The following is a 24,969-nucleotide window of genomic DNA, read 5'->3' as shown; positions in this document are numbered from 1 at the left end:
GACATGCTGCTCGCGGTGCTGCTGGATGCGTGGCTGGGCGAACCGCGGCAGATGCACCCGCTGGTGTCGTTTGGACGTCTGGCCGCCTGGGCCGAATCGCGATGGCACGCGGATCGTCGTGCGTCAGGTGTGCTGGCCTGGTGCGTGGTGGTGCTGCCGCTGGTGGCGTTGGCCTGGTTGCTTGGCACGTGGCTCGGGCATGCAGCGTCCTGGTTACGGCTGCTCCTCGATGTGCTCGTGCTTTACCTGGCCATTGGTTTGCGCAGCCTGGGCGATCACGCGATGCCGGTGGCTCGCGCACTCGCCGCCGGCGACATTCTTGGCGCACGCACGGCGGTAGGCCGCATGGTCAGTCGCGACACGGTTGCACTGGATGACGCCCAGGTCGCCGCGGCCGCGACGGAATCGGTGCTGGAAAATGGCAACGATGCCGTGTTCGGCGCGCTGTTCTGGTTCCTCGTGCTGGGTGCGCCGGGCGCGGTGCTGTATCGACTGGCCAACACGCTGGATGCGATGTGGGGCTATCGCACGGAGCGCTACGAGCGCTTCGGCTGGGCGGCGGCGCGGATCGATGATGTGCTCAATTTTCTGCCGGCACGCCTGACTGCCATGAGTTACCTGTTGCTGGGCGACGCGGCGCGGGCGTGGCGCTGCTGGCGCGTACAGGCGCCGCAATGGGACAGCCCGAACGCCGGACCAGTGATGGCGTCCGGTGCGGGCGCGCTGGGTGTATGCCTCGGCGGAGCGGCGCCTTATGACGGCGTGTGGGAGCCGCGCCCGGTGCTGGGCGAGGGCGATGCACCGGATGGTCAATCGATCGTGCGCGCGCTGCAATTGGTGCGTCGCTGCGTGGTGCTCTGGCTGCTGGTGATCATGCTGCTGGGCATCGTGAGCTGGGGAGCCGGCCATGCTTGAACACGGCGGACGCCTGTTGCGAGCAGCCCGCGACTACGGCATTGCGCCGGATGCGTGGCTGGACTTGTCCACCGGCATCAGTCCTTATGCCTGGCCGGTGCCCGTCCTGCCGGCATCGGTCTGGCAGCGATTGCCCGAAGACGACGATGGCCTCGTCGGTGCCGCATGCGAGTACTACGGTGCGTCGCAGCTGTTGCCCGTGGCCGGATCGCAGGCCGCCATCCAGATGCTGCCCAGTCTGCGGCAAGCCTCGGGCGTGGGAGTGATTGCGCCTGGCTACAACGAACACGCGCATGCCTGGCGCCGCGCGGGTCATGCGGTGGAAACGCAGTCGGCATCGAGCTTGCTGGCCGATCCATCGCGCTACGACGTGATCGTCCTGATCCATCCCAACAACCCCGGCGGCGAGCGCTTCGAGCGTGACGTCTTGCTGGCATGTCATGCCGCGCTGGCCTCGCGTGGCGGTTGGTTGATCGTCGACGAGGCCTTCATGGATGTCACGCCAGAGCAAAGCCTGTGCAGCGAAGCGTACCGCGACGGGCTGATCGTGCTGCGCTCTGCCGGAAAGTTCTTTGGCCTGGCCGGAGCGCGCGCGGGTTTTGTGGCTGCGCATCCTGCGTTGCTTGAAACACTGGGCGATCGATTGGGCCCGTGGACGTTGAGCGGGCCGACGCGTCATGTACTCGGGCTGGCCCTTGCTGATCGCGCATGGCAGGCCACGGCGCGCTCCTGGCTGCAGGATATGAGCGCCGGTCTGGCGGCCGTGCTGCTGCGTCATGGCATGGCAGCCACGGCAGGGTGCGCGTTCTTCCAGTGGTGGCGGCACGCAGGCGCAGAAGCAGTGCATATAGCGCTGGCCAGGCAAGGCATCCTGACCCGGCTGTTCGAGACGCCCGCAAGTCTGCGTTTTGGCCTGCCCCCTGATGAGGTTGCGCTACGGCGACTCGACGATGCGCTGGGCGCGCTGGACTTGAAGGAGAGGCGGCGATGAGCGCTGGCGTGCTGATGGTGCAAGGCTGCACCTCCGATGCGGGCAAGAGCACCTTGGTCACGGGCTTGTGTCGCTGGTTGCGCCGACGCGGCATCGCCGTGGCGCCGTTCAAACCGCAGAACATGGCCTTGAATTCCGCGGTGACGATCGATGGCGGCGAAATCGGCCGCGCCCAGGCCGTGCAGGCGCAGGCGTCTGGCCTGGAGCCGCATACCGATTTCAATCCGGTCCTGCTCAAGCCCAATAGCGATATTGGCGCTCAGGTGATCGTGCACGGGCATCCGGTGGCCAATATGGATGCACGCCACTACCACGACTACAAGCGCATCGCGATGGATGCCGTGCTCGCCTCTCATCGCCGCCTGGCCGATCGCTACGACGCGGTGATCGTGGAAGGCGCGGGCAGCCCCGCGGAAATCAACCTGCGCGATCGCGACATCGCCAACATGGGTTACGCGGAGGCGGTCGACTGCCCGGTGATCCTCATTGCCGATATCGACCGCGGCGGCGTGTTCGCGCATCTCGTGGGTACGTTGGCGCTACTGTCGGACAGCGAGCGTGCACGCATCGCCGGCTTCGTCATCAATCGCTTTCGCGGCGACATGGCGTTGCTCCAGTCCGGCTTGGATTGGCTGGAACGCGAAACCGGCAAGCCGGTGTTGGGCGTGCTGCCCTATCTGCACGGCCTGCACCTGGAGGCCGAAGACGCCTTGCCGCGCGACGCAGTCCAAAAGAGGGATGCGCGCCTGCGCGTGCTGGTGCCGGCCTTGCCGCGCATCAGCAACCACACCGACTTCGATGCCTTGCTCGCCCACCCGGACGTCGAGCTTCGTTTCGTGGGTCCCGACGAGGCGCATCCGCCGGCCGACCTGATCGTCCTGCCCGGTTCCAAATCCACCCGCGTCGACCTGGCCTGGCTGCGCGCCCAGGGCTGGAACGAAACCATCACGCGCCATCTACGCTACGGCGGGAAAGTGATCGGCATCTGCGGCGGCTTCCAGATGCTGGGGCGCTTCGTGCATGATCCACAGGGCATCGAGAGCGAGCCGGGCTCGAGCGCTGGACTGGGCTGGTTGCAGATGGAGACCACGCTTCAATCGCGCAAGCAATTGCGCCGCGTGGAGGGGAAACTGGTCCTGGGAGACGCGCGGGTGAGCGGCTATGAAATCCACTGCGGCGTCAGTCGTGGTGCAGCGTTGGAGCAGCCGGCGAGTGTGCTCGCCTCAGGCGAGCCGGACGGTGCGCTGTCGCCTGATGGTCAGATCTTCGGCACCTACCTCCACGGCCTGTTCGATGAGCCGCAGGCGCTTTCGGCCCTGCTCGCCTGGGCAGGCCTGCGCCATGCCGCCCCGCTGGACCTGCGTGCGTTGCGCGAGGCGAGCATCGACCGCGTGGCAGATGCCGTGGAAGCACACCTCGATACGCCGGCGCTGCTGCGTCTGCTGCAACCGGTGAAGGAGTCCACGCCATGCGCACCCTGATCCTGGGCGGCGCCCGCTCCGGCAAGAGCGCACTGGCCGAACGTCTTGCTGCCGAGTCGGGGCACGAGGTGGTCTATATCGCCACGGCGCAGGCGCGCGATGAGGAAATGGCCGCGCGCATCGCGCATCACCGGGCGCAGCGTCCGTCCCACTGGCTCAGCGTGGAAGAACCGCTGGCATTGGCCGCGGCCCTGGACGCGCATGCGCGCCCTGGCCGCTGCGTGCTGGTCGACTGCCTCACGCTGTGGCTCAGCAACCTGCTTGGCGCACCCGACGATGCACGCCTCGCGCAGGAGCGCGACGCCTTGCTACAGCTGCTGCCCTCGTTGAAGGGACAGCTGCTGCTGGTCAGCAACGAAGTGGGCCTGGGCGTAGTGCCCATGGGTGAACTCACGCGACGTTTTGTAGATGAAGCCGGACGCTTGCACCAAGCCCTTGCCGCGCAGTGCGAGCGGGTGGTGTTTGTCGCTGCCGGATTGCCCATGCCTCTCAAAGGAAGTCTTACATGAGCCAAGACTGGCTGACCGAACCCTGCTTCGCGATCGACGAAGCGAGCCGCGAACGCGCATTGGAACACCAGGCGCAGTTGACCAAGCCGCCGGGTTCGCTAGGCACACTGGAAACACTGGCCGTGCGTCTGGCCGGCATGCAGCACACGGTGATGCCATCGGTGCAGTCGGTATGGATCAGCATTTTTGCGGGTGACCACGGTGTGGCCGCGGAAGGCGTTTCAGCGTTTCCACAAGTGGTGACAGGCGAGATGGTCCGCAACTTCGCCAATGGCGGCGCTGCGATCAGCGTGCTCGCACGCAGCCTGGGCGCCATGCTCGAAGTGGTGAACCTGGGCACGGTGAACGATCCCGGCGAACTGCCCAACGTGCGCCACGCCATCATTGCGCCGCAGACCAGGAATTTCTGCGAGCAGCCTGCGATGAGTGCGGTGCAACTGGAGCTGGCGCTGCGTGCCGGTGCCGATAGCGCAGAGGCAGCACGGCAGGCAGGCGCAAAACTTTTTATCGGCGGCGAGATGGGCATCGCCAACACCACCTCGGCAGCGGCGCTGGCCTGCGGCTTGCTGCGCGAGTCGCCCAGTGCGCTCGCCGGCGCCGGCACCGGTCTGGATGCCGCGGGCATCCAGCACAAGGCCACGGTGATCGAGCGTGCGCTGGCGCTCTATCCCGCCGATGACGACGCGCTGGCCTGGCTCGGTCGGGTGGGCGGCTTCGAGATCGCCGCGTTGTGCGGCGCGTATATCGGCGCGGCGCAGCGCGGCATCCCGGTGCTGGTCGATGGCTTCATCACCACGGCCGCGGCCCTGGCAGCCGTGCGCATCAATCCGTCCTGCCGTGAGTGGATGTTCTTCGCGCACCGTTCGCGCGAGCGCGGGCACGCGCGCCTGCTTTCGGTGCTCGAAGCCGATCCGTTGCTGGACCTTGGCCTGCGCCTGGGCGAGGGCAGCGGTGCTGCCGCGGCCGTGCCGCTGATGCGCCTGGCCTGCGATCTGCACGCGCGCATGGCCACTTTCGCGCAGGCGGGGGTGAGCAACGCATGATCGGCAAGCACACCGGCATCGATCTGTTGCGCCATGGCGATACCGGGCAGCGCAGCTATCGCGGCCAACTCGACGACGCGCTCAGTCCGCTGGGCTGGAGTCAGTTGCGTGCGGCTATTTTCGGACGCAGCTGGGATGCCATCGTCACGTCGCCGCTGCGTCGTTGCGCGGAGTTCGCGCAGGATCTGGCCTGTGCACGCCGCGTGCCGATGCGGGTCGATCCGCGTCTGGCCGAATATCACTTCGGCGATTGGCAGGGCGTACCCATCGAGACGCTGGCCCAGCAACAGGGCGATGCGCTGGCGCGCTTCTGGGCTGATCCCGTCGCGCATCCGCCGCCGGGCGGCGAGTCGTTCGCGGCCTTTCGCGATCGTCTTTGCTCGGCCTTGAACGAAGTCGCCGAAGCGGCGGAGACCCAGCGCGTGCTGGTGGTGACCCATGGCGGCGCGATCCGCCTGCTGCGTTGCGAGGCGGAAGCGCGCGACTTCGGCGAGATGGCGAACATCGACGTGCCGCACGCATCGCTGCATGTGTTGCCGTGGGTACCGCCCACGAGTAAGCAAGACCAGTCCTGATGCGAGGACTGTTCGCCGCCATCGGTTTTCTCACGCGCCTGCCGCTGCCGGCGCGTGCGTTCGACGGCGCCTCGTCGCCCTCGGCACAGCTGGCCTGGTATCCCGCCGTGGGTTTGCTGCTTGGCGCACTGCTGTGGTGCCTGGGTTGGTTGTTGTCCGGCGCGTCGCCCTTGCTTGCGGCAGCGCTATTGCTGGTCGCGTGGGTGGCGCTCACGGGCGCACTGCACCTGGACGGCCTGGCCGACAGCGCGGACGCCTGGGTGGGCGGCCTGGGCGATCGCGAGCGCACGCTGACCATCATGAAGGACCCGCGCAGCGGCCCGATCGGCGTTACCGCGATCGTGCTGGTCTTGCTGTTGAAGTTCGCAGCGCTGGCCAGCGTGCCGCAGCCGTCGGCCATGTTGTGGGTGGCCCCCTTGTTGGGGCGCGCGGTGCTCACCGCGGCGTTCATGACGACGCCCTACGTGCGCAGCGGCGGCCTGGGCAGCGGCCTGGTGGGTGAGTCGCGCACGATATGCGCCGTGGCCCTGCTGCTCGCCGCCATCGTTACGCTGTTGGCCGGCTGGCAGGGGCTGTGGGCCATCCTGGTGGCCGCCTTGGTGTTTGTCTGGTGGCGATGGACCTGCATGCGCCGGCTGGGCGGCATGACCGGCGATACCTGCGGTGCGCTGACCGAATTCACGGAGGCGGCCGTACTGGTGGCGCTGGCGCTCTAGCGGTTTGCCTTGTCAGCACCTACAAATCGTTGAATTCCCGCCGTTCGCCTCGATAATGGACAGTTGTCGTCGTATGCGCCGGTGCGTGATCCCGGCACGGCGATCGATCCTTCGGAGTGTCCATGCCTATCTACGAATTTGAATGCGCCAGCTGCGGCCACCGTTTTGACCGCCTGCAAAAGATCGCCGATCCCGATCCGTCGGTGTGCCCGGCTTGCGACGTGGCCGAAGTGAAGCGACGCCTGAGTGCCCCGGGTTTCCGCCTGGCCGGCAGTGGCTGGTACGAGACCGACTTCAAGAAGGACGGCGACAAGAAGCGCAACCTGGCCGGCGACAGCGCCGCGCCTGCGGCCAGTGCGCCGAGCCCGCCCGCGCCCTCCAGCTCATCGAGCTCCTCCAGCGACAGCTGAGCGAGCCGCATGGCTGAACGCCGGATAGCCGGCCGGCAGGTTTCTGCGAACAGTCGCAAGATATTCAATTCCGGTTGAAGATATTCCCACTAGCGTGACTAGCCGTCACAGAGGAGTGGGATTGATGTTCCGGATACGAACAGGCTTGATGGGTGTAGCGGCAGGTCTCATGGCAGGCCTGCTGTGGGTGGCGGCGCCGGCCGTGCATGCGCAGGGTCGCGACCAGGTGCGTTGCGGCAGCGACGATGGCCGCTTCACGCGTTGCCAGGTGCCGTGGCGCGACGCCGAAATGATCCGCCAGGAATCGAACAGCCCGTGCATCCGCGGGCGGACCTGGGGCGTCGATCGCGGGGGCCTGTGGGTGGATCAGGGCTGCCGCGCCCAGTTCGTCGAAATGGGCGGTGGCGGTTACCGCCCGCCGGGTGGTGGTGGCTATTACCCGCCGCCGGGCTATCGGCCGCCGGACAACGGCGGCTGGCGCCCGGGTCCCGACTGGGATCGCGAAATCCGCCTGCAGTGCGAAAGCAACGACAAGCAGTACCACTTCTGCCAGGTGGACGTGGGTGGCCGTGGCAATGCCGTGCTGCTGCGCCAGCTGTCCGGTTCGCCCTGCGAGCAGGGCTACAGCTGGGGCTGGAACCGTGCCGGCGTGTGGGTTTCCAAGGGCTGCCGCGGCCTGTTCTCGGTGAATCGCCGCTGGTAATGGGCTGAAACGTGGGCGCAGGCGCGGTTTTCCAACCCCGCCTGCTGCCCGCCGCCGGGCGGGTCGGTGTTAACATTCCGGGTCTTCTTGTCCACGCATCACGCCGCCCAGCGGCCCGGAGTTCCAAGCGCATGCGCACGCATTTTTGCGGCCTCATCGATGAGGCACTGGTCGGTCAGACCGTTTCCCTGTGTGGCTGGGTCAACACCCTGCGCCTGCAGAGCCACGTGGCTTTCGTCGACCTGCGCGATCACGAGGGCCTGGCCCAGGTAGTGATCGAGCGTGACAACGCCGCCGCGTTTGCCGTGGCCAACGAAATCGGCAACGAATATTGCCTGCGCGTCACCGGCACCATCCGCAAGCGCCTGTCGGTGAACGACAAGCTGCGCACCGGCACGGTGGAACTGGTGGCTGACCAGGTCGAGATCCTCAACGCCGCGAAGGACCTGCCGTTCGCGATGCACGAGAATCCCAACGAGGAGATGCGCCTGACGTATCGCTACCTCGACCTGCGCCGCCCTGACATGCAGCAGATGATGCGCCGTCGCATCAAGCTGGTGCAGTCGCTGCGCCGGTATCTGGATGCGGCGGGTTTCCAGGACATCGAAACGCCGATCCTGACCAAGGCCACGCCCGAAGGCGCGCGCGATTACCTGGTGCCCAGCCGCGTGCATCCGGGCCAGTTCTACGCGCTGCCGCAGTCGCCGCAGCTGTTCAAGCAGATCCTGATGATGGCCGGTTTCGACCGCTACTATCAGATTGCCCGCTGCTTCCGCGACGAAGACCTGCGCGCCGATCGCCAGCCGGAATTCACCCAGCTCGACCTTGAGTTCGCCTTCGTCGAAGAGAAGGACGTGCAGGATTTCGTGGAGGAGTTGATCCGCCACGTGTTCAAGGAAGTGGTCAACGTCGAGCTCGACGCGTCGTTCCCGCGCATGACATGGGCCGAAGCCATGCGTCGCTTCGGTTCGGACAAGCCGGACCTGCGCATCGCGCTCGAGCTGGTCGACATCGCCGACGCGGTGAAGCATGTGGAATTCAAGGTGTTCGCCGAGCCGGCCAATGCCGACAACGGTCGCGTGGCCGCGCTGCGCGTGCCGGGCGGCGCCACCTTCACCCGCAAGGAAATCGACCAGCTCACCGAATACGTGGCCAAGTACGGCGCCAAGGGCCTGGCCTGGTTGCGCGTTGATGACTTGTCCAAGGGCCGCGACGGCATCAACTCGCCGGTGGCCAAGTTCCTTGACGATCAGGCGCTGCAAGGCGTGCTCAAGCTCACCGGCGCCGAATCGGGCGACATGCTGTTCTTCGGCGCGGGCACGTGGAAGGCCGTCACCGACTTCATGGGCGCGCTGCGCCTGAAGGTCGGCAAGGACCGCGGCCTGGTCGAAAACAGCTGGAAGCCGCTGTGGGTCACCGACTTCCCGATGTTCGAATACGATGAGGAAGAAAAGCGCTTCGTCGCCCTGCATCATCCGTTCACCGCGCCCAAGGTGGACGACATCGCCGAGCTGCGCGCCAATGCGTCCAACGCCGTGAGCCGCGGTTACGACATGGTGCTCAACGGCAACGAGATCGGCGGCGGTTCCATCCGTATCCATCGCCCGGACATGCAGAGCACGGTGTTCGACCTGCTCGGCATCACGCCGGAAGAGGCCGAGATGAAGTTCGGCTTCCTGCTCAAGGCGCTGAAATTCGGCGCGCCGCCGCACGGCGGCCTGGCCTTCGGCATCGACCGCATCGCCGCGTTGATGGCTGGCACCGAATCCATCCGCGACGTGATCGCCTTCCCCAAGACCACCAGCGCGCAGGATCTGATGACCGATGCGCCGTCGCTGGTGAGCGAGGCGCAGCTGAAGGAGCTGCATGTGAAGGTGGCTGCGGAAGCGAAGCCGGTCTGATTTTCCGCCGTCATTCCGGCGCAGGCCGGAATCCAGTAGCGAGCGTGCAGGGTTTTCGCGAAAACCATCCACTGAGTCTCTGGATTCCGGCCTGCGCCGGAATGACGAGCAAACCCCAGCGCGCACTGCGTCGCGACGCCGTCGCAACTTTCTGTGCACAATCGACTCTACACAATGACCGCGCTTCCAACGCGCGGCCATCTGCCCTGTCGTTGATGCATCACACCCTGGCGCCATGACCGATCACGTCATTCTTCTGCACGGCCTCTGGATGCGCGGTTTCGCGCTCTTGCTGCTGCATCGGCGCATGATGGAAGCGGGCTTTCGCGTTCATCGCTTCGACTATATGAGCGTGGCGGCTTCGCAGCCGCGCATTCTCAACAGCCTGCAGGCTCGCATCCATGAGCTGGGGCAGGACGCCCAACGGGTACATCTGGTCGGACACAGCCTGGGCGGTCTGCTGGCGCTGCGCGCCTGCGCCGAAGTCGCGTTGCCACCGGGGCGCGTGGTCTGCCTGGGGTCGCCGCTCAAGGGCAGCGCCGCCGCGCGTCGCTTCGCCGGCATGGGGCGCGGTGGCGAGGTCTTGCTCGGCCACAATCGCGAACTGCTGGAAAACGGCTTCGACCGCTGGCAGGGCGAGCGCGAAGTGGGTGTGATCGCCGGCAAGGTGTCGCTCGGCCTGGGCGCGATGATCGGGCAGTTCGAGGGCGATAACGACGGCTGTGTGACGCTGGAAGAGACGTTCCTCCCAGGCATTGCCGACCATTGCGCCATCGAGACCAACCATACGGGGCTGCTGTTTTCCCAGGAAGCCGCGCGCCAGGTCACCCAGTTCCTCCAGCAGGGTCGTTTCGATCGCGCCGAGGCCTGACAGGGCGCACTCCCAGGCGCTTTCGCGTGCCGCTTGCCCGTACTACGCCGCGAAGCGATAGAATTCGCGCCTCGTCCGTTCATCAGATTTGCAGGAAGTGCCATGGGTAGAGGCCCGTCCATCGAAGGTCGCAAGAATGCCGAAGACGCCAAGCGCGCCAAGGTGTTCACCAAGCTGATCCGCGAAATCACCGTGGCAACACGCGCCGGCATCGCCGATCCATCCGCCAACCCGCGCCTGCGCGCGGCGGTGGACAAGGCTTTGTCGGCCAATATGACCAAGGACACCATCGAGCGCGCGATCAAGCGCGGCTCGGGCGCCGACGGCGGCGCCGCGATGGAAGAGCTGCGCTATGAGGGCTATGGCCCGGCCGGCATCGCCCTGATCATCGACTGCTTCACCGACAACCCGACCCGCACCGTGGCCGACGTGCGCCACGCGCTGACCAAGCACGGCGGCAACCTGGGTACCACCGGCTCCGTGGCGTTCCAGTTTTCCCGCGTGGGCGAGCTGGTGTTTGCCACCGGCGGCAACGAGGCGGCCGAAGAGAAGGTGCTGGAAGCGGCCCTGGAAGCGGGTGCCGACGACGTGGTCAACGAGCATGGTGAAAGCACCGTGCTGTGCGCTCCGGAGAGTTTCGAAGCCGTGCAGCAGGCGCTGATCGCCTCGGGTCTGAGCGCGCAGCATGCCGGCGTGGGCATGCGCCCGAGCAATCGCGTCGCGGTGCCGGACGAAGCGCTCGAGACCCTGCTCGATCTGCTCGAGAAGCTCGACGCGCTCGACGACGTCAGCGAGGTTTCGCACAACGCGCTGCTGCCGGCCGAGGCTGCGAGCTAAGTTCGCGGGCCCTTCATCGGCCCGCGACGACTCTTCGCCCATGACCCGCATCATCGGCATCGACCCGGGCAGTCAGCGCACCGGCGTAGGCATCATCGATGTCGACGCCACAGGCAAGCTGACCCACGTCTTCCATGGCGCGCTGGCGGTGGCTGGCGAGGCCACCTTCCCGCTGCGCCTGAAACGCATATTTGACGAGCTGTGTGCCATCATCGCCGCCCATCGGCCGGACGAGTGCGGCGTGGAGCGCGTGTTCATGGCGCGCAACCCGGACTCGGCCTTGAAGCTGGGGCAGGCGAGGGGCGCCGCGATCTGCGCGGTGGTCAGCCAGGGGATCGCGGTGCACGAGTACGCGGCGACAGAAGTAAAGCAGTCCGTGGTCGGCAGCGGCCGCGGCGACAAGACCCAGGTGCAGCACATGATTGGCGTCCTGCTCGGACTCAAGGGCCCCCTGCAGGCTGACGCGGCAGACGCGCTCGCCATCGCAGTGACCCATGCACATACCCGTGCCAGCCTCGCGCGCGTGGGCATTCCCCGTACCGCCTGGAGGCGTCGATGATCGGTCGTTTGCGCGGCACCCTGGTGTCCAAGCAGCCGCCGTGGCTGATGGTGGAAGTGGGCGGCGTGGGCTACGAGCTCGAAGCGCCCATGTCCACCATCTACGACCTGCCGCAGACCGGCAAGGAAGTCACCCTGCTCACGCACTACGCGGTGAAGGAAGACAGCGTGGCGCTGTACGGATTCATGCACGAGTCCGAACGCACCCTGTTCCGCAACCTGCAGAAAGTCAGCGGCATCGGCGCGAAGATTGCGCTGGCCGTGCTGTCGGGCGTGTCCGCCAACGACTTCGCGCGTCTCGTGCAGACGGGCGACGTGGTGGCGCTCACCAAGATTCCGGGCATCGGCAAGAAGACCGCCGAACGCATGGTGGTGGAGCTGCGCGACCGCGTGGACGGATTGGCCACCACGCTGCCGGGCTCGCATGCGGCGCCCAATGGCGCACCTTTGGACCCGACGGGCGAAGCCACCGTGGCCTTGCAGCAACTTGGCTACAAGCCGGCCGAAGTGACCCGCCTGGTGCAGAAGGTCGCCGCCGATGGCGACACGGCCGAAGCTATCATTCGCAAGGCGCTGCGCGCCGCACTAGGACATTGAGACGTGACCCCTGATTCCTCTCACGGCATGTCCGACGCGGACACCAAACGTCGGCTGGCTACGCTCGCGCTCGGCGCGATCGGCGTGGTCTATGGCGACATCGGCACGAGCCCCCTGTACACCTTGCAGACCACGCTCAGCCACGACGGCATGAAGCCGACGCCCGAGAGCATCTACGGCGTGCTGTCGCTGATCTTCTGGGCGCAGATCATCGTGGTCTCGCTCAAGTACGTCGTGTTCATCATGCGCGCGGACAACAAGGGCGAGGGCGGCATCATGGCGCTGCTCGCACTGGCGCTGCGCAGCGTGCGTGGCGATGCGCGCCAGCGTTGGCTGCTTGCCATCATTGGTATCTTTGGCGCGGCACTGTTCTATGGCGATGGCGTCATCACGCCCGCCATTTCGGTGTTGTCGGCGGTGGAAGGCGTGAAGGTGGCCGCACCTCATCTGGGCCACTGGGTGGTGCCGATCACCGCGGTCATCCTGTTCTTCCTGTTTGCGCTGCAACGTCATGGCACCGAACGCGTCGGCCGACTGTTCGGCCCGGTGATGGTGGTGTGGTTCATCGTCATTGCGCTGCTGGGCCTGCGCATGGTGGTGCAGAATCCGCAGGTGCTGCTGGCGATCAATCCGGTCTACGGCGTGAAGTTCTTCTTCAGCCACGGTATGCAGGCTTTCATCGCGCTTGGCGGCGTGGTGCTGGCGTTGACCGGCGCCGAAGCGCTGTACGCGGACATGGGCCATTTCGGCAAGCGTCCAATCCGCCTCGCCTGGTTCAGCTTCGTGCTGCCGGCCCTGGTGCTCAACTATTTTGGCCAGGGCGCTTTGCTGCTGAGTCATCCGGAAGCCATCGACAGCCCGTTCTTCAAGCTGACGCCGGAGCCGCTGCTGTATCCGATGATCGGCCTGGCCACCATCGCCACCGTGATCGCCTCGCAGGCGGTGATCTCCGGCGCGTTCTCGATGACGCGCGAAGCGATGTCGCTGGGCTATTCGATGCGCATGCCGGTGGTGCATACCTCGCGCGAGATGTCCGGCCAGATCTTCGTGCCGTGGGTGAACAACTTCCTGCTGATCATGGTGCTGATCGCGGTGCTTGGCTTCCGCAGCTCGGACAACCTGAGCGCGGCCTACGGCATCGCGGTGACCGGCACCATGACCATCACCAGCATCCTGGCGTTGATCGTGGCGCGCAGGCAGTGGCACTGGAGCCGCATCACGGTCATCGCAACCGGCGTGCTGTTGCTCACCATCGACTTGTCGTTCCTGGGCGCCAACCTGATCAAGGTCGAGTACGGCGGCTGGTTCCCGCTGGTGCTGGGCGTGGCGATCTTCATCGTGATGACCACCTGGCGTCGTGGCCGCGAGTTGGTGGTGCGCGAGATCAAGCAATCGGGCCTGGCGCTGGATCCGTTCATTGCGAACATCGCCGAGCATCCGCCGCTGCGCGTGCCGGGCACGGCCGTGTTCCTTACCGCCAACCAGAACGCCGTGCCGCACGCGCTGCTGCACAACCTCAAGCACAACAAGGTGCTGCACGAGCGCAACGTGCTGCTGACGGTGGAAATGCTGGAAACGCCAACAGCGGACCTGGGCGAGCGCATCGAAATCACCGAGCTCGGCGGCGATTTCTACGGACTGGCCTTGCGCTTCGGCTTTGCGGAAGATCCGAACATCCCCTATGCGCTGTCCAAGTGCTCCAAGAAGGGTCTGCCCTTCGACATGATGGACACGACTTTCTTCCTCTCGCGCGAAACCATCATCGCGGACGCCAAGCGTCCGGGCATGGCGTTGTGGCGCGACAAGCTGTTCGCCTTCATGGCGCGCAATGCGCTGCCGGCCACGGCGTTCTTCCAGATTCCGGGCAATCGTCTGATCGAACTGGGCGCCCAGGTCGAAATTTGAGGAAAAGGGCGCTTCGGCGCCCTTTTTCGTGGCGGGGATTGGCTTGGCGGGCTTTTTTTCAAGCCTGCGTCATCGTGCTCTGCCATAATTTCGCCCCATGACCGAACACCGCATCGTTACCGCTGCCGCCCAGATGGACGACGAGGCCCTCGAAGCCTCCATTCGCCCCAGGCGACTGACCGAATACCTGGGCCAGCAGACGGTGCGCGAGCAGCTGTCGATCTATATCGAGGCGGCCAAGAAGCGCGGCGGTGCGCTCGATCACGTGCTGATCTTCGGTCCGCCGGGCCTGGGCAAGACCACGCTCAGCCATGTGATCGCCAACGAGCTGGGCGTCAACCTGCGCTCCACCTCCGGTCCGGTGCTGGAGCGGGCAGGGGATCTGGCCGCGCTGCTGACCAACCTCGAGCCGCACGACGTGCTGTTCGTGGATGAGATCCATCGTCTCTCGCCGATCGTGGAGGAAGTGCTCTATCCGGCGATGGAAGATTTCCAGATCGACATCATGATCGGCGAAGGCCCTGCCGCCCGTTCGATCAAGCTCGACCTGCCGCCGTTCACCCTGATTGGCGCCACCACCCGCGCCGGCCTGCTCACGGCGCCGCTGCGCGACCGTTTCGGCATCGTGCAGCGTTTGGAGTTCTATACGCCCGACGAGCTCACCGCCATCGTGCGGCGCTCGGCGCGCATCATGGGCATTCCCTGCGAGCTGGAAGGCGCGCAGGAAATTGCACGTCGCTCGCGCGGCACGCCGCGTATCGCCAACCGCCTGCTGCGCCGCGTGCGCGACTACGCTGAAGTGCGCGCGGCAGGGCAGATCACCCGCGACGCCGCGCGTGCCGCCACCGACATGCTCAAGATCGACGCCGAGGGTTTCGACGAGCTCGACCGTCGCCTGCTGACCATCATCATCGAGAACTTCGATGGCGGCCCGGTGGGCGTGGAGTCGCTGGCGGCCGCACTCAGCGAAGATCGCGGCACGCTCGAGGACGTGGTCGAGCCCTATCTGATCCAGCAGGGTTACCTGGTGCGCACCGCGCGCGGCCGCATGGCCAGCGCCAAGGGCTGGCGCCATCTGGGCCTGACCCCGCCGCCCCGACCCTCGGTGCCCGCCGACCTCTTCACGGCCGACAACAGCGATGTCTGATACCAAGCTAGCCAGTGCGACCGGGCCCTTCGAATGGCCGGTGCGCGTCTATTGGGAAGATACCGACGCGGGCGGGGTGGTCTACCACGCCAGCTACCTGCGTTTCATGGAGCGTGCACGCAGCGAATGGCTGCGTGCCCTGGGCATCAACCAGTCCGTGGTGAAGGAAAGCACCGGCCTGGCCTTCCTGGTCCGCGAAATGCAGATCGACTTCCTGGGCGCGGCCCTGCTGGATGATGAACTGGCGGTAAGCGTCGAAGTCAAAGAACGGCGGGCAGCCAGTATCCTTTTCGCCCAGACGATCCGCCGGGCGGACGGCGCGGAGCTGATCCGCGCGAAGGTGCGCGTGGCGTGCGTCGATGTCCGCCGCATGCGTCCGGTGCAAATTCCGGCCGATCTTATCCCCGGCCTTTTCCCTTAAATAAAAGTACGTGTGCTGGAGGACCTTCGAGCAATGAACGGTGGAGTCAATATTTTCAAACTGGTCGCGGAAGCGAGCATCCTGGTCCAGTTCGTCATGCTGGCGCTGCTGGTGCTCTCCTTCCTCTCGTGGGTCATCATCATCCGCAAGGTGTCGCAGCTGAAGGCGGCGATGGAAGAGGCGGAGAGCTTCGAGGAGCGCTTCTGGTCCGGTGCCGACCTTGCCCAGCTGTTCCGCGAAGTAAGCAATCGCGGCGCCAGCAACGGCGGCCTGGAAAACGTGTTCGAGTCGGGCTTTCGCGAGTTCGTGCGCCAGCGCCAGCGCCGCGTGCATGACATGCGCGTGGTGATCGAAGGTTCCGAGCGCGCCATGCGCGTGGCCGGCACCCGTGAAATCAACCGCCTGGAGCGCAACCTCGAGTTCCTCGCCAACGTCGGCTCGATCAGCCCCTACGTCGGCCTGTTCGGAACCGTCATCGGCATCATGGGCGCCTTCCAGGGCCTGGGCGAAATGAAGGACGTCACCATCGCCGTGGTGGCTCCGCACATTTCCGAAGCGCTGATCGCCACCGCGATGGGCTTGTTCGCCGCGATCCCGGCGGTGTGGGCGTACAACCGCTTCGCCAACAAGGTTGAGCGTGTCGCCTCGCGCTATGAGGTGTTCCAGGAAGAATTCTCTTCGGTGCTGCAGCGTCAGATCCAGACTGACGAAGCGGCCTAACAGGAGAGGGAGCCTGACTATGGCCTTCGCATGGTCCGCGTTGAGCTTGGATAGCCCTGTGGGCGTAGCGCGTGGCGCTGCGCCTGACTGGCTGTCAGGTCAAGCCGCGCGCTACGCCCACAGGGCTATCCAAGCTCAACCCTGCGGGCCGGGTCTGTTTGCCCGCAATCCCGCGTCATCACTCAGTCGTGTATCGACATACACTCCTTCGTTCTTCCTTGGCTTGCGCGCAAACACCTCCCGGCGCGGGCCATGCGAAGGCCATAGTCAGGCTCCTAGTCATGCGTAGCTCTGCACGCCACAAGCGCCTCAAGCTGAAATCCGAGATCAACGTCGTTCCCTATATCGACGTGATGCTGGTGCTGTTGATCATCTTCATGGTCACCGCACCGATGATCAACAAGAACGTCGACATCAACCTGCCGCAGGCCAACGCCAAGTCGCTGCAGGACAAGAAGGATCCGGTGATCGTCGCGGTCGACCAGAACGGGCAGCTCTACCTCACCCTGGGTACCGAGAAGCGCCAGCCGATCGATGTGGACACCATGAAGGCCAAGGTCGGTGCGTTCGTCAAGGCGAACCCCGAGGTCAGCGTGCTCGTCGCGGGTGATCGCGACGGCAAGTACGACGGTGTCTATCAGGTGCTGGCCGACCTGCAACAGGCCGGCGTCGCCAAGGTCGGCCTGATGAGCGCACCGGAGTCGGGCAAGAAGAAATGAGGGAAGACACCCCCAAGGGCACGTCCAAGGCGGTTGTCCTTTCCGCCATCCTCCATCTGGGCATCGTGGGTTTCCTGATACTCGCGGTGGTGCCGTGCTCGTTCTACGAAAGCCTGTTCGAGACGCTGCACCTGCCGGCGAGCTGGAACCCGATCGCCTGCGCCAAGCCGATCCAGCTGCAGGGCGAAATCATCGAAGCCACCCTGGTGGGCCCCACCGGCGCGCCGCCGCCGAAGGCCGCCCAGGCCAAGCCGACGCCGCCGACCGTGCCGCCGCCGCCTTCGATCCCGCCGCCGCCTTCGGAAGAAACCCCGAAGATCAAGACCTTGCCGCCGCCGCCCGAGCATCCCGATACCAAGGATCAGGAGAAGGTGGTGGCCGATGCGGCAGAGAAGGCCGAAGACGCCAAGAAGGAACAGGAAGAGAAGCAGCGCCAGCGCGCGGCCGAATTGGACGCCCAGGCGGCCAAGCACAAGCTGGAAGAGCAGAAGAAGCTCGACGAGCTGTTCGCCAAGATGGACGCAGCCGACAAGTCGGTCAAACAGGCCCAGAGCAAGGCGAACCAGGCCAAGCAGCAGATGCAGGACCTGAAGAACGCCCAGGACAACGGCCTGGACAATGTGCCGGTGGCAGCCCAGCGCCAGACTGGCCAGAACGGCCCTGATGCCGGCCTGCTGGCGCAGTATTTGGCCGCGATTCAGAACGCGGTCACTCAGAATTGGCTTCGCCCGGATAACATGCCCAACACACCGTGCACGGTGCATATTGTGCAGTTGCCAGGAGGCGACGTGATGAGCGCCAAGGTCGACTCCAGTTGTCCTTACGACGAAGCCGGCAAGCGCTCCATCGAAAACGCGGTGCTGCGCGCGCAGCCGTTGCCCTACAAAGGCTTCGAAAGCGTGTTCCAGCGTCAAATCGATTTCACTTTCAGACCGCAGTGATGGACCCCATGCGCAAACTGACCTTCAGCTACTCCTTCGTTCTGCTCCTGGTAGCCGCCTTGTTCGCGGGTCCCGCAGCAGCCCAGCAGACCCAGTCGCTCAACGTCGACATCGTCGGCGGCACGGCGACGGCCACGCCGATCGCCGTGGTGCCGTTCGCCCAGGCGGGCGGGGCGCCGCTGCCGACCGACATCGCTGATGTCATCCGCAACGACTTCAACCGCTCCGGCAAATTCCGCTCGCTGGCCAAGAGCGAAATCGTGGAGACGCCGTCGAAGGGTGCGGACGTCAACTTCGCCACCTGGCGCCTGCTCAAGCAGGACTACCTGACCATCGGCCGCATCAGCGATGCCGGCGGCGGCATGATGCGCGTCGAGTACGAGCTGTGGGACGTCAACAAGCAGCAGAGCCTGCTGGCCCAGGCGTTCACCGCGCCGGCCGGTGACCTGCGTGGCGTCGCCCATCAGATCGCCGATGCCATCTACGAGAAGATCACCGGCGTGCGTGGCGCGTTCTGGACCCGCATCGCCTACATCACCGCGGTGGGTCTGGGTAACAACACCACCTACTCGCTGATCGTGGCCGATTCGGACGGCTATAACCCGCAGGTCGTGGCCCGCTCGCGCGAGTCGCTGCTGTCGCCGTCCTGGTCGCCGGATGGTCGCAAGATCGCCTACGTGTCGTTCGAGAGCGGCAACTCGGCGATCTATGTGCAGGACGTCACCACCGGTTCGCGTCAGCTGATCTCGGCCCGCGCCAAGGGCATCAATGGTGCGCCGGCCTGGTCGCCGGATGGCAGCAAGCTGGCCCTGGCGCTGTCCTATCAGGGCAACCCCGAGATCTACGTGATGGACGTGGGCTCCCGCGCGGAGACCCGCCTCACCAACAACCTGGCCATCGATACCGAGCCGCGCTGGACGCCGGATGGCCAGAGCATCATCTTCACCTCCGACCGCTCGGGCCGCCCGCAGCTTTACCAGATGTCGGCCGGTGGCGGCGGGGCTGAGCGCATCACCTTCCAGGGCCAGTTCAACGCCAACGCCTCGATCAGCTACGACGGCAAGCAGATCGCGATGGTGCAGGGCAACGGGAACGTGTATCGTATTGCCATCATGGACCGCAGTCTGGGTGGGCAGGTGCGCTTCATCTCGCCGGGTCCGATCGACGAAACACCGAGTTTCGCGCCAAACGCAAGCATGCTGCTGTATGCCGCCTCTGAAGGCCGCCGTGGTGTGCTGTATGCCGTGTCCGCCGACGGCCTTGTCCGTCAGCGACTGGTACTTGCAGATGGCGATGTGCGCGAGCCGGCTTGGGGTCCCTATCGTCAGCGATAAGCAGTTCATGCCGTGACGCGTAAGCGTCACGGCCATGTGATCCGGGCGTGAAGTCTTGGACGACACGGATGGATCAAACAGCTTGCCGGCCGTGGCAATCCGTCGCGGAAGGCGGGCCAGGCGGCGCGAGACAGCGCACCGCCGGCATCAAAATGGCAAAATAACAGCCGGTCCACCGGCGAAAACTGTCCCGTAACCGCAATCATTATTGACTGTCGGAACTCAAACCTGTTTGAAGGAACGTCCACCATGAATAAGACCGTTCGCGTCGCCCTGGTCGCCCTGCTCTGCGTTGGCGCGGCCGCATGCTCGAAGAAGCAGGAAGTCAAGCCGCAGCCGCAGCCGGAAGCGCCGATGACCACCCCGGCTCCGTCGACCGCTGGCAAGTACACCCCGGCCGATCTCGATACCGACGCCTGCCTCCGTCAGCGCGTTGTGTACTTCGATTTCGACAAGGACGAAATCAAGCCTGAGTTCCAGCAGATCATGGCTTGCCATGCCAAGTACCTGCAGGATCGCCCGATGGCGCAGATCCGCCTCGAGGGCAACACCGACGAGCGCGGCACGCGTGAGTACAACCTGGCCCTCGGCGAGCGTCGCGGCAATGCCGTGTCCAGCGCGCTGCAGTCCAACGGCGGCTCGGCCAGCCAGCTCAACGTGATCTCCTACGGCAAGGAAAAGCCGGTGTGCCGTGAGCACAACGAAGATTGCTGGAGCAAGAACCGTCGCGTCGAGATCGTCTACACGGCGAAGTAATGAAGAAGCGACTGGCTAACAGCTTTACAGCCAGGATGAGCATGGCGGGCGCAATCGCGTCCGCCATGCTTTTTGGCGCCTCCGTGCACGCACAGGATTCCCGGCTCAGCCTCGCCGACCGCGTATCGCGACTCGAGCAGCAGGCGCAGAGCCAGCAGAATCAGGGTGGCACCACGCTGGTCAACCAGGTCCAGGCACTGCAGTCCCAATTGCAGCAGATGCAGGGCCAGATCGAGGAACTGCAGCACCAGTTGCAGGAAGCCAACGACAAGAACAAATCGCAGGCCACGGATTTCGATTCGCGCCTGGGTCGCCTTGAAAGCGGCGCCGGTGCAGCGAACGCAAATGCGGGGAATGCCAATCCCAATACCGCGCCGGCTGCCAACGCCACGCCGCCTCCGCCCGCTGTGACGCCACCGGCAGCGGCCGGCAAGGGTGCTGCTGGCGCGGCAGCAGTGAAGGGCGATGCCACCGCGCAGGCCGCTTACGACGATGCCTTCAAGTCGCTGCGTGCCGGCGACTATGTGAAGTCCTCGCGCGATTTCCGCAATTTCATCCAGCAATACCCGGACAGCTCCTTGCTGCCCAATGCGTTCTATTGGCTGGGCGAGTCCTATTACGCCACCAGCAATTACCAGGTGGCGATGGAAGCCTTCCAGCGCCTGGTCAGCCAGTTCCCGCAGAGCGAGAAGGTGCCCGACGCCTTGCTCAAGGTCGGCTACAGCCAGATCGAGCTCAAGCAGGTCGATGCCGGCAAGGCCACGCTGAAGAACGTCACTGCGAAGTACCCCGGCTCCAAGGCCGCTGGCCTGGCACAGGAGCGCCTGCGCCGCCTGCAGGCCCAGCCGGCCAACTGAGGTAGTGGTTGTGACTGGCAGTAGCACGAGCGTGGAACCCACCACGTCGACGCAGGCGCCGGCTGAGCGCCTGCGCATCACCGAAATCTTCCATTCGATCCAGGGCGAAGCCGATGCCATCGGCTGGCGCACCGTGTTCGTGCGCCTGACCGGCTGCCCGCTGCGTTGCGTGTGGTGCGATACCGAGTATTCGTTCTACGGCGGCGACTGGCGCGATATCGACGACATCATGGCCGAGGTCGCTTCGCACGGCGCCAAGCACGTGTGCGTAACCGGTGGCGAACCGCTCGCGCAGAAGCGCTGCCTGATCCTGCTCAAGCGCCTGTGCGATGCCGGCCACGACGTGTCGCTGGAAACTTCCGGCGCGCTGGATGTCGCGCAAGTCGATCCGCGCGTGCGCAAGGTGATGGACCTCAAGGCGCCCGATTCGGGCGAAGCCAAGCGCAACCTGTGGTCCAACATCGAGCACTTGCTGCCGCATGATCAGGTGAAGATCGTCATTGCCAGTCGCGCCGACTACGAGTGGGCGCGCGACGTGGTCGCCGAACATGATCTGGTCAAGCGCTGCATGGTGCTGTTCTCGCCCGTGCACGGCGCAATCAAGCCGCGCGACCTGGCCGAGTGGATCATCGAGGACAAACTGGATGTGCGTTTCCAGTTGCAGCTGCACAAGCTGCTGTGGAACGACGAGCCAGGACACTAAAAGCTCGGGCGAGTGGTGTGAGTCGAGCATGAGAGCGGGCGCTTGAACGTGCCCGATGCATGGCTCATCGCACGTCGCTCACTCGGCTCTCCGCGCTTCGGCCTGTGTTGCCGACGGTGCTAAATCGGCCGGATCACCGGCCTGACTCTTGAGTGGATTTCTCCCATGTCCCAAGCAACTCCCCGCAAGGCCGTCGTACTCGTCTCCGGCGGCATGGATTCGGCGGTCACCATCGCCATCGCCCGTGAACAGGGCTATCAGGTGCACGCCCTGAGCGTGGCCTACGGCCAGCGCCACAGCGCGGAACTGGCCGCCTCCGAGCGCGTATCCGGCCTGCTCGGCGCGGTGGAGCACAAGACGGTGCAGGTGGACCTGCGCACCATCGGTGGCTCGGCGCTCACCGCCGACATCGACGTGCCGCTCGACCAGACCGGCGAGCAGGGCATTCCGGTCACCTATGTGCCGGCGCGCAATACGATCATGTTGTCGATCGCCCTGGGTTGGGCCGAAGTGCTCCGTTCCACCGATATCTGGTGCGGCGTGAACGCGGTGGACTATTCGGGCTACCCCGATTGCCGTCCGGCCTTCATCGAGGCCTTCGAGCAGCTGGCCAACGTGGCCACCAAGGCCGGCGTGGAAGGCGCGGGCATCCGCATCCACGCGCCGCTGATGCGCATGAGCAAGGCCGATATCGCCCGCGAGGGCCAGCGCCTGGGCGTGGATTTCTCGGAGACGGTGAGCTGCTATCAGGCTGACGCGCAAGGGCGCGCCTGCGGGCATTGCGATGCCTGTGTGCTGCGTTCCCAGGGCTTCAAGACTGCCGGATTGCCGGACCCCACCCGTTACGTCTGAACGCTCTTGCTTGTGCCCAGGGCGCCCAGCCCATAAAATATCGGGCTGGCTTTTGACGCATGGGTCGTTAGCTCAGTCGGTAGAGCAGTAGACTTTTAATCTATTGGTCCCGAGTTCGAATCTCGGACGACCCACCAAAAGATCTCGGAGACCCGCGGCGACGCGGGTCTTTCTTTGTCTGAAACAGGGGCGAGTTCAGCTCGCCTGGCGCCAGGCCGGCGCGGCCGGCTTCTGCGCAGTGGCGCTGGAGTGGCGTTCCATCACGGGCATGCGCGGCAGGTCGAACCAGAAGGTGCTGCCGCGGCCGGGCTCCGAACGCAGGCCGATGCGCGTGCCCAGCAGTCGCGCCAGGCGTTCGGCAATCGCAAGGCCCAGGCCGTAGCCGCCGCGGCGTTCGCTTTCGCCGGCCTGCAATTGCACGAATTCCTCGAAGATGCGCTGCTGGTGGATCACGGCGATGCCCGGCCCGTTGTCGCGCACCTCGATGCGGATGGCCTGGCCGCGACGGCGTGCCGCGATCAGCACGCGGCCTTCCGGCGCGTTGGCGATGGCATTGCTGGCCAGCTGATAGAGCAGGCTGGCGGCCACGTCCGCATCGCCGTGCAGCTGATGGTGACTGCCGCGCCATGCAAGCGTGACGTGATGCTGCAGCGCTTCGTGATTGAGCGAGGTGCGATCACGCATGAAGAGTTCGGCGGCGGTGAAGCCGATCGGTTTCACTGCGATCACGCCGGCATCGAGGCGCGAGATTTCAAGCAAGGCATCGAGCAGGCGCGTCATCGAGGCGATGCTGTGGCGCATCTGCTGGAACGGCGACTGCGGCTCGTTGCCCCCGTTCTGGTCGAGGCCGGCGGCGAACAGTTCCAGCGCCTGCAGCGGCTGGCGGAAGTGATGGCTGACCAGCGCAATGAACTGCGATTTGCTGCGTGTGGCGGCCTGGCTCTGTCGCAAGCGATCGAGTGCCTCGACCGCGTTGTCGTGCTGCATCGTGCTCCAGTCGCGGCGCTGCGCTTCCTGCAACTCGGACAGGCGCTGCAAGGTCTTGCGCAGTTCGAGAAACTCCGTGCTGACCGGCGTGTCGTCGATGTGCGGATGCCTGGCATTGACCAGTTCATGGACGGCGTAGCGGACCTGCGACAGCGGTTCGAGCACGCGGTGGCGTATCGACACGCGCGCCAGCCATGCCAGCACCAGGATGCCCGTGGCGCACAACGCACCGAGCAGCCACACCATAGCCTGCGCCTTGCGCAGGGGTTGGGTGTCCACATCCATGCTCACCCACGTCGAGATGTTGCCCTGCGGCTTCACCTCGCTGCGATAGGTAGCGCTGTCGGCGCTCGCTGCGCTGCCACTGCTCCACAGGCGGCCGTCGGAGCCGTGCAATTCCACCCGCAACACCTGGTCGGTCTTTCCGTCGTGCAGGGTTCGATCGAGCGCCGCCTGCGGCGATACGCCTTCGGCGAGCGCCAGTTCACCGGCAAGCCGCGCCAGGCGCAGGCTTGCGGCAGCATCCACGCGCTCGGCCAGGCTGTGCGTCTGCTGCAGGCACAGCGCCAGGATCAATGCCAGGGCGGCAATCGTGCTGGGCAGGACCACATCAATGAACAGGCGGGGCAGCAGATGCGCTCGCGGCTCCATGCGTCAAACCTCCCGGTCGCAACGGCGCACCGGCGGCAGGCAGTCGTGCCGGCGTCGGGGCTTTGAGTACAGACAGTGGCAGGTTGACAGCATCACGCGGGATCCCGGCAGGGAACAAGTTGGTTCGATGGGCGCACCGCTTCACGCAAGCGCCCTGATTGGCACTCTAAAGAATCCAGTACGCCCCTTCGATACACAGTTCGATCTAGCGCGAGGCGCCATAGTGCTAACGGACTATGGGTCGAAAGTGTGACGTGGTGCACTGCAGAACGGTTCAGCATGACGGCGGCCGCAATTGGCGTTACCTTGCCACCCGCACGCCCACCCCGGGCGGATCGGAGAAGTCCATGTCTTCACGTTGTCGCTGGTTGATTGCGGTTTCCCTGCTGGGTCTCACCGGTGCCGTCCTGGCGCAGGACATTCCCTCCAATATCCCCAAGCGCAAGCCTGGCCTGTGGGAAATGCAGACCTCCGGCATGGGCGGGCAGGCGCAGACGACCAAAGCTTGCCTGGACGCCGATACCGATACCGCCATGTACAAGATGGGCACGCACATGAGCGGCCAGATGTGCAGCACGTTCAAGATCGATGTGCAGGGCAACAAGGTGATCACCGATGCCGTGTGCAAGATCAATTCGCCCAGCGGCGAGGTCAATATGACCAGCCACAGCGAGACCAACTATCAGGGTGATTCGGCGTATTCGACGCAGGGCCACATCAAGTACGACCCGGCGATCATGGGTCATGCCGAGATGACCATGACCAGCAGCGGCCATTGGATCGGCCAGTGCGCGGCGGGGCAGAAGCCGGGCGACATGATCATGCCCAATGGGCAGACCTTCAACATCAAGGATATGCCGGGGCACTGA

27 protein-coding genes and 1 tRNA gene are annotated in these 24,969 nt (G+C 65.3%); 27 read left to right on the top strand and 1 reads right to left on the bottom strand.

The genetic code is table 11. The features are described 5' to 3' along the window. Positions 1 to 3: 3 nt before the first annotated feature. From cbiB to AB4Y82_RS11000, 26 genes are all read left to right on the top strand, one after another. Entirely contained in the window at positions 4 to 915 is a 912-nt protein-coding gene (gene cbiB / locus AB4Y82_RS11125) for an adenosylcobinamide-phosphate synthase CbiB (protein WP_441603163.1), read from the top strand. Beyond that, positions 908 to 1,906 carry a threonine-phosphate decarboxylase CobD gene (gene cobD / locus AB4Y82_RS11120; RefSeq protein ID WP_441603146.1) on the top strand — a complete coding sequence of 333 codons (999 nt, stop codon included), beginning with the start codon at positions 908 to 910 and terminating at the stop codon, positions 1,904 to 1,906. Before cbiB ends, cobD begins: the two co-directional genes overlap by 8 nt. Continuing rightward, positions 1,903 to 3,387 carry a cobyric acid synthase gene (locus AB4Y82_RS11115; RefSeq protein ID WP_441603145.1) on the top strand — a complete coding sequence of 495 codons (1,485 nt, stop codon included), beginning with the start codon at positions 1,903 to 1,905 and terminating at the stop codon, positions 3,385 to 3,387. Before cobD ends, AB4Y82_RS11115 begins: the two co-directional genes overlap by 4 nt. Next, positions 3,375 to 3,896, top strand: coding sequence for a bifunctional adenosylcobinamide kinase/adenosylcobinamide-phosphate guanylyltransferase (gene cobU / locus AB4Y82_RS11110; RefSeq protein WP_441603144.1), 522 nt, complete (start codon positions 3,375 to 3,377; stop codon positions 3,894 to 3,896). The genes AB4Y82_RS11115 and cobU overlap by 13 nt, the downstream gene beginning before the upstream one ends. Continuing rightward, positions 3,893 to 4,939 carry a nicotinate-nucleotide--dimethylbenzimidazole phosphoribosyltransferase gene (cobT, locus tag AB4Y82_RS11105; RefSeq protein ID WP_441603143.1) on the top strand — a complete coding sequence of 349 codons (1,047 nt, stop codon included), beginning with the start codon at positions 3,893 to 3,895 and terminating at the stop codon, positions 4,937 to 4,939. The genes cobU and cobT overlap by 4 nt, the downstream gene beginning before the upstream one ends. Beyond that, on the top strand, positions 4,936 to 5,514 hold the full coding sequence (locus AB4Y82_RS11100) for a histidine phosphatase family protein (RefSeq protein ID WP_441603142.1): 579 nt from the start codon (positions 4,936 to 4,938) through the stop codon (positions 5,512 to 5,514). The genes cobT and AB4Y82_RS11100 overlap by 4 nt, the downstream gene beginning before the upstream one ends. Continuing rightward, positions 5,511 to 6,230, top strand: a complete 720-nt coding sequence (locus AB4Y82_RS11095) for an adenosylcobinamide-GDP ribazoletransferase (protein WP_441603162.1) — start codon at positions 5,511 to 5,513, stop codon at positions 6,228 to 6,230. The genes AB4Y82_RS11100 and AB4Y82_RS11095 overlap by 4 nt, the downstream gene beginning before the upstream one ends. 122 nt (positions 6,231 to 6,352) lie before the next feature. Then, positions 6,353 to 6,640 (top strand): FmdB family zinc ribbon protein, encoded by a 288-nt coding sequence (locus AB4Y82_RS11090; RefSeq protein ID WP_441603141.1) that lies wholly within the window; start codon positions 6,353 to 6,355, stop codon positions 6,638 to 6,640. A 124-nt stretch (positions 6,641 to 6,764) separates the two neighbouring features. Next, positions 6,765 to 7,343 (top strand): DUF3011 domain-containing protein, encoded by a 579-nt coding sequence (locus tag AB4Y82_RS11085; protein WP_046971060.1) that lies wholly within the window; start codon positions 6,765 to 6,767, stop codon positions 7,341 to 7,343. Between the two features lie 131 nt (positions 7,344 to 7,474). Further along, the gene (aspS, locus tag AB4Y82_RS11080; RefSeq protein ID WP_441603140.1) at positions 7,475 to 9,244 is read left to right on the top strand and encodes an aspartate--tRNA ligase; all 1,770 of its coding nucleotides are present in this window, start codon (positions 7,475 to 7,477) and stop codon (positions 9,242 to 9,244) included. 235 nt (positions 9,245 to 9,479) lie between these two features. Beyond that, the gene (locus tag AB4Y82_RS11075) at positions 9,480 to 10,115 is read left to right on the top strand and encodes an alpha/beta hydrolase (RefSeq protein WP_121882450.1); all 636 of its coding nucleotides are present in this window, start codon (positions 9,480 to 9,482) and stop codon (positions 10,113 to 10,115) included. 102 nt (positions 10,116 to 10,217) lie between these two features. Next, complete coding sequence (locus AB4Y82_RS11070) at positions 10,218 to 10,952, top strand: YebC/PmpR family DNA-binding transcriptional regulator (RefSeq protein ID WP_441603139.1); 735 nt, start codon at positions 10,218 to 10,220, stop codon at positions 10,950 to 10,952. Between the two features lie 40 nt (positions 10,953 to 10,992). Then, the gene (gene ruvC, locus AB4Y82_RS11065; protein WP_441603138.1) at positions 10,993 to 11,511 is read left to right on the top strand and encodes a crossover junction endodeoxyribonuclease RuvC; all 519 of its coding nucleotides are present in this window, start codon (positions 10,993 to 10,995) and stop codon (positions 11,509 to 11,511) included. Further along, positions 11,508 to 12,107, top strand: coding sequence for a Holliday junction branch migration protein RuvA (ruvA, locus tag AB4Y82_RS11060; protein WP_441611275.1), 600 nt, complete (start codon positions 11,508 to 11,510; stop codon positions 12,105 to 12,107). The genes ruvC and ruvA overlap by 4 nt, the downstream gene beginning before the upstream one ends. Positions 12,108 to 12,134: 27 nt before the next feature. Further along, a complete protein-coding gene (locus tag AB4Y82_RS11055) occupies positions 12,135 to 14,012 on the top strand; it encodes a potassium transporter Kup (RefSeq protein ID WP_441603161.1) in 1,878 nt (625 codons plus the stop codon). A 97-nt stretch (positions 14,013 to 14,109) separates the two neighbouring features. Continuing rightward, positions 14,110 to 15,159, top strand: coding sequence for a Holliday junction branch migration DNA helicase RuvB (gene ruvB / locus AB4Y82_RS11050; protein WP_441603136.1), 1,050 nt, complete (start codon positions 14,110 to 14,112; stop codon positions 15,157 to 15,159). Then, positions 15,152 to 15,580 carry a tol-pal system-associated acyl-CoA thioesterase gene (gene ybgC, locus AB4Y82_RS11045; RefSeq protein WP_441603135.1) on the top strand — a complete coding sequence of 143 codons (429 nt, stop codon included), beginning with the start codon at positions 15,152 to 15,154 and terminating at the stop codon, positions 15,578 to 15,580. The genes ruvB and ybgC overlap by 8 nt, the downstream gene beginning before the upstream one ends. 33 nt (positions 15,581 to 15,613) lie before the next feature. Then, a complete protein-coding gene (gene tolQ, locus AB4Y82_RS11040) occupies positions 15,614 to 16,300 on the top strand; it encodes a protein TolQ (RefSeq protein WP_121882443.1) in 687 nt (228 codons plus the stop codon). Positions 16,301 to 16,581: 281 nt separating this feature from the next. Beyond that, positions 16,582 to 17,019 (top strand): protein TolR, encoded by a 438-nt coding sequence (gene tolR / locus AB4Y82_RS11035; protein WP_046971050.1) that lies wholly within the window; start codon positions 16,582 to 16,584, stop codon positions 17,017 to 17,019. Next, complete coding sequence (gene tolA / locus AB4Y82_RS11030) at positions 17,016 to 17,960, top strand: cell envelope integrity protein TolA (protein WP_441603134.1); 945 nt, start codon at positions 17,016 to 17,018, stop codon at positions 17,958 to 17,960. The genes tolR and tolA overlap by 4 nt, the downstream gene beginning before the upstream one ends. Positions 17,961 to 17,968: 8 nt before the next feature. Beyond that, positions 17,969 to 19,294 (top strand): Tol-Pal system beta propeller repeat protein TolB, encoded by a 1,326-nt coding sequence (gene tolB / locus AB4Y82_RS11025; RefSeq protein WP_441603133.1) that lies wholly within the window; start codon positions 17,969 to 17,971, stop codon positions 19,292 to 19,294. 249 nt (positions 19,295 to 19,543) lie between these two features. Beyond that, a complete protein-coding gene (pal, locus tag AB4Y82_RS11020; RefSeq protein ID WP_441603132.1) occupies positions 19,544 to 20,050 on the top strand; it encodes a peptidoglycan-associated lipoprotein Pal in 507 nt (168 codons plus the stop codon). Between the two features lie 41 nt (positions 20,051 to 20,091). After that, positions 20,092 to 20,907, top strand: a complete 816-nt coding sequence (gene ybgF / locus AB4Y82_RS11015; RefSeq protein WP_441603131.1) for a tol-pal system protein YbgF — start codon at positions 20,092 to 20,094, stop codon at positions 20,905 to 20,907. 31 nt (positions 20,908 to 20,938) lie between these two features. Beyond that, positions 20,939 to 21,610, top strand: coding sequence for a 7-carboxy-7-deazaguanine synthase QueE (gene queE, locus AB4Y82_RS11010; protein ID WP_441603130.1), 672 nt, complete (start codon positions 20,939 to 20,941; stop codon positions 21,608 to 21,610). A 165-nt stretch (positions 21,611 to 21,775) separates the two neighbouring features. Then, entirely contained in the window at positions 21,776 to 22,462 is a 687-nt protein-coding gene (gene queC, locus AB4Y82_RS11005) for a 7-cyano-7-deazaguanine synthase QueC (RefSeq protein ID WP_441603129.1), read from the top strand. Between the two features lie 61 nt (positions 22,463 to 22,523). Continuing rightward, positions 22,524 to 22,599, top strand: a tRNA-Lys gene (locus tag AB4Y82_RS11000). A 58-nt stretch (positions 22,600 to 22,657) separates the two neighbouring features. Here the strand turns inward: AB4Y82_RS11000 and AB4Y82_RS10995 are convergent. Beyond that, positions 22,658 to 24,100 (bottom strand): sensor histidine kinase, encoded by a 1,443-nt coding sequence (locus tag AB4Y82_RS10995; protein WP_441603128.1) that lies wholly within the window; start codon positions 24,098 to 24,100, stop codon positions 22,658 to 22,660. Between the two features lie 347 nt (positions 24,101 to 24,447). Between AB4Y82_RS10995 and AB4Y82_RS10990 the strand changes: the two genes are divergently transcribed. After that, complete coding sequence (locus AB4Y82_RS10990; RefSeq protein WP_441603127.1) at positions 24,448 to 24,969, top strand: DUF3617 domain-containing protein; 522 nt, start codon at positions 24,448 to 24,450, stop codon at positions 24,967 to 24,969.

Source organism: Dyella sp. 2YAF14 (assembly GCF_052114725.1).
Lineage (GTDB): Bacteria > Pseudomonadota > Gammaproteobacteria > Xanthomonadales > Rhodanobacteraceae > Dyella.
The sequence above is the reverse complement of the archived record's forward strand: the minus strand, read 5'-3'. Positions and strand labels throughout refer to the sequence as shown.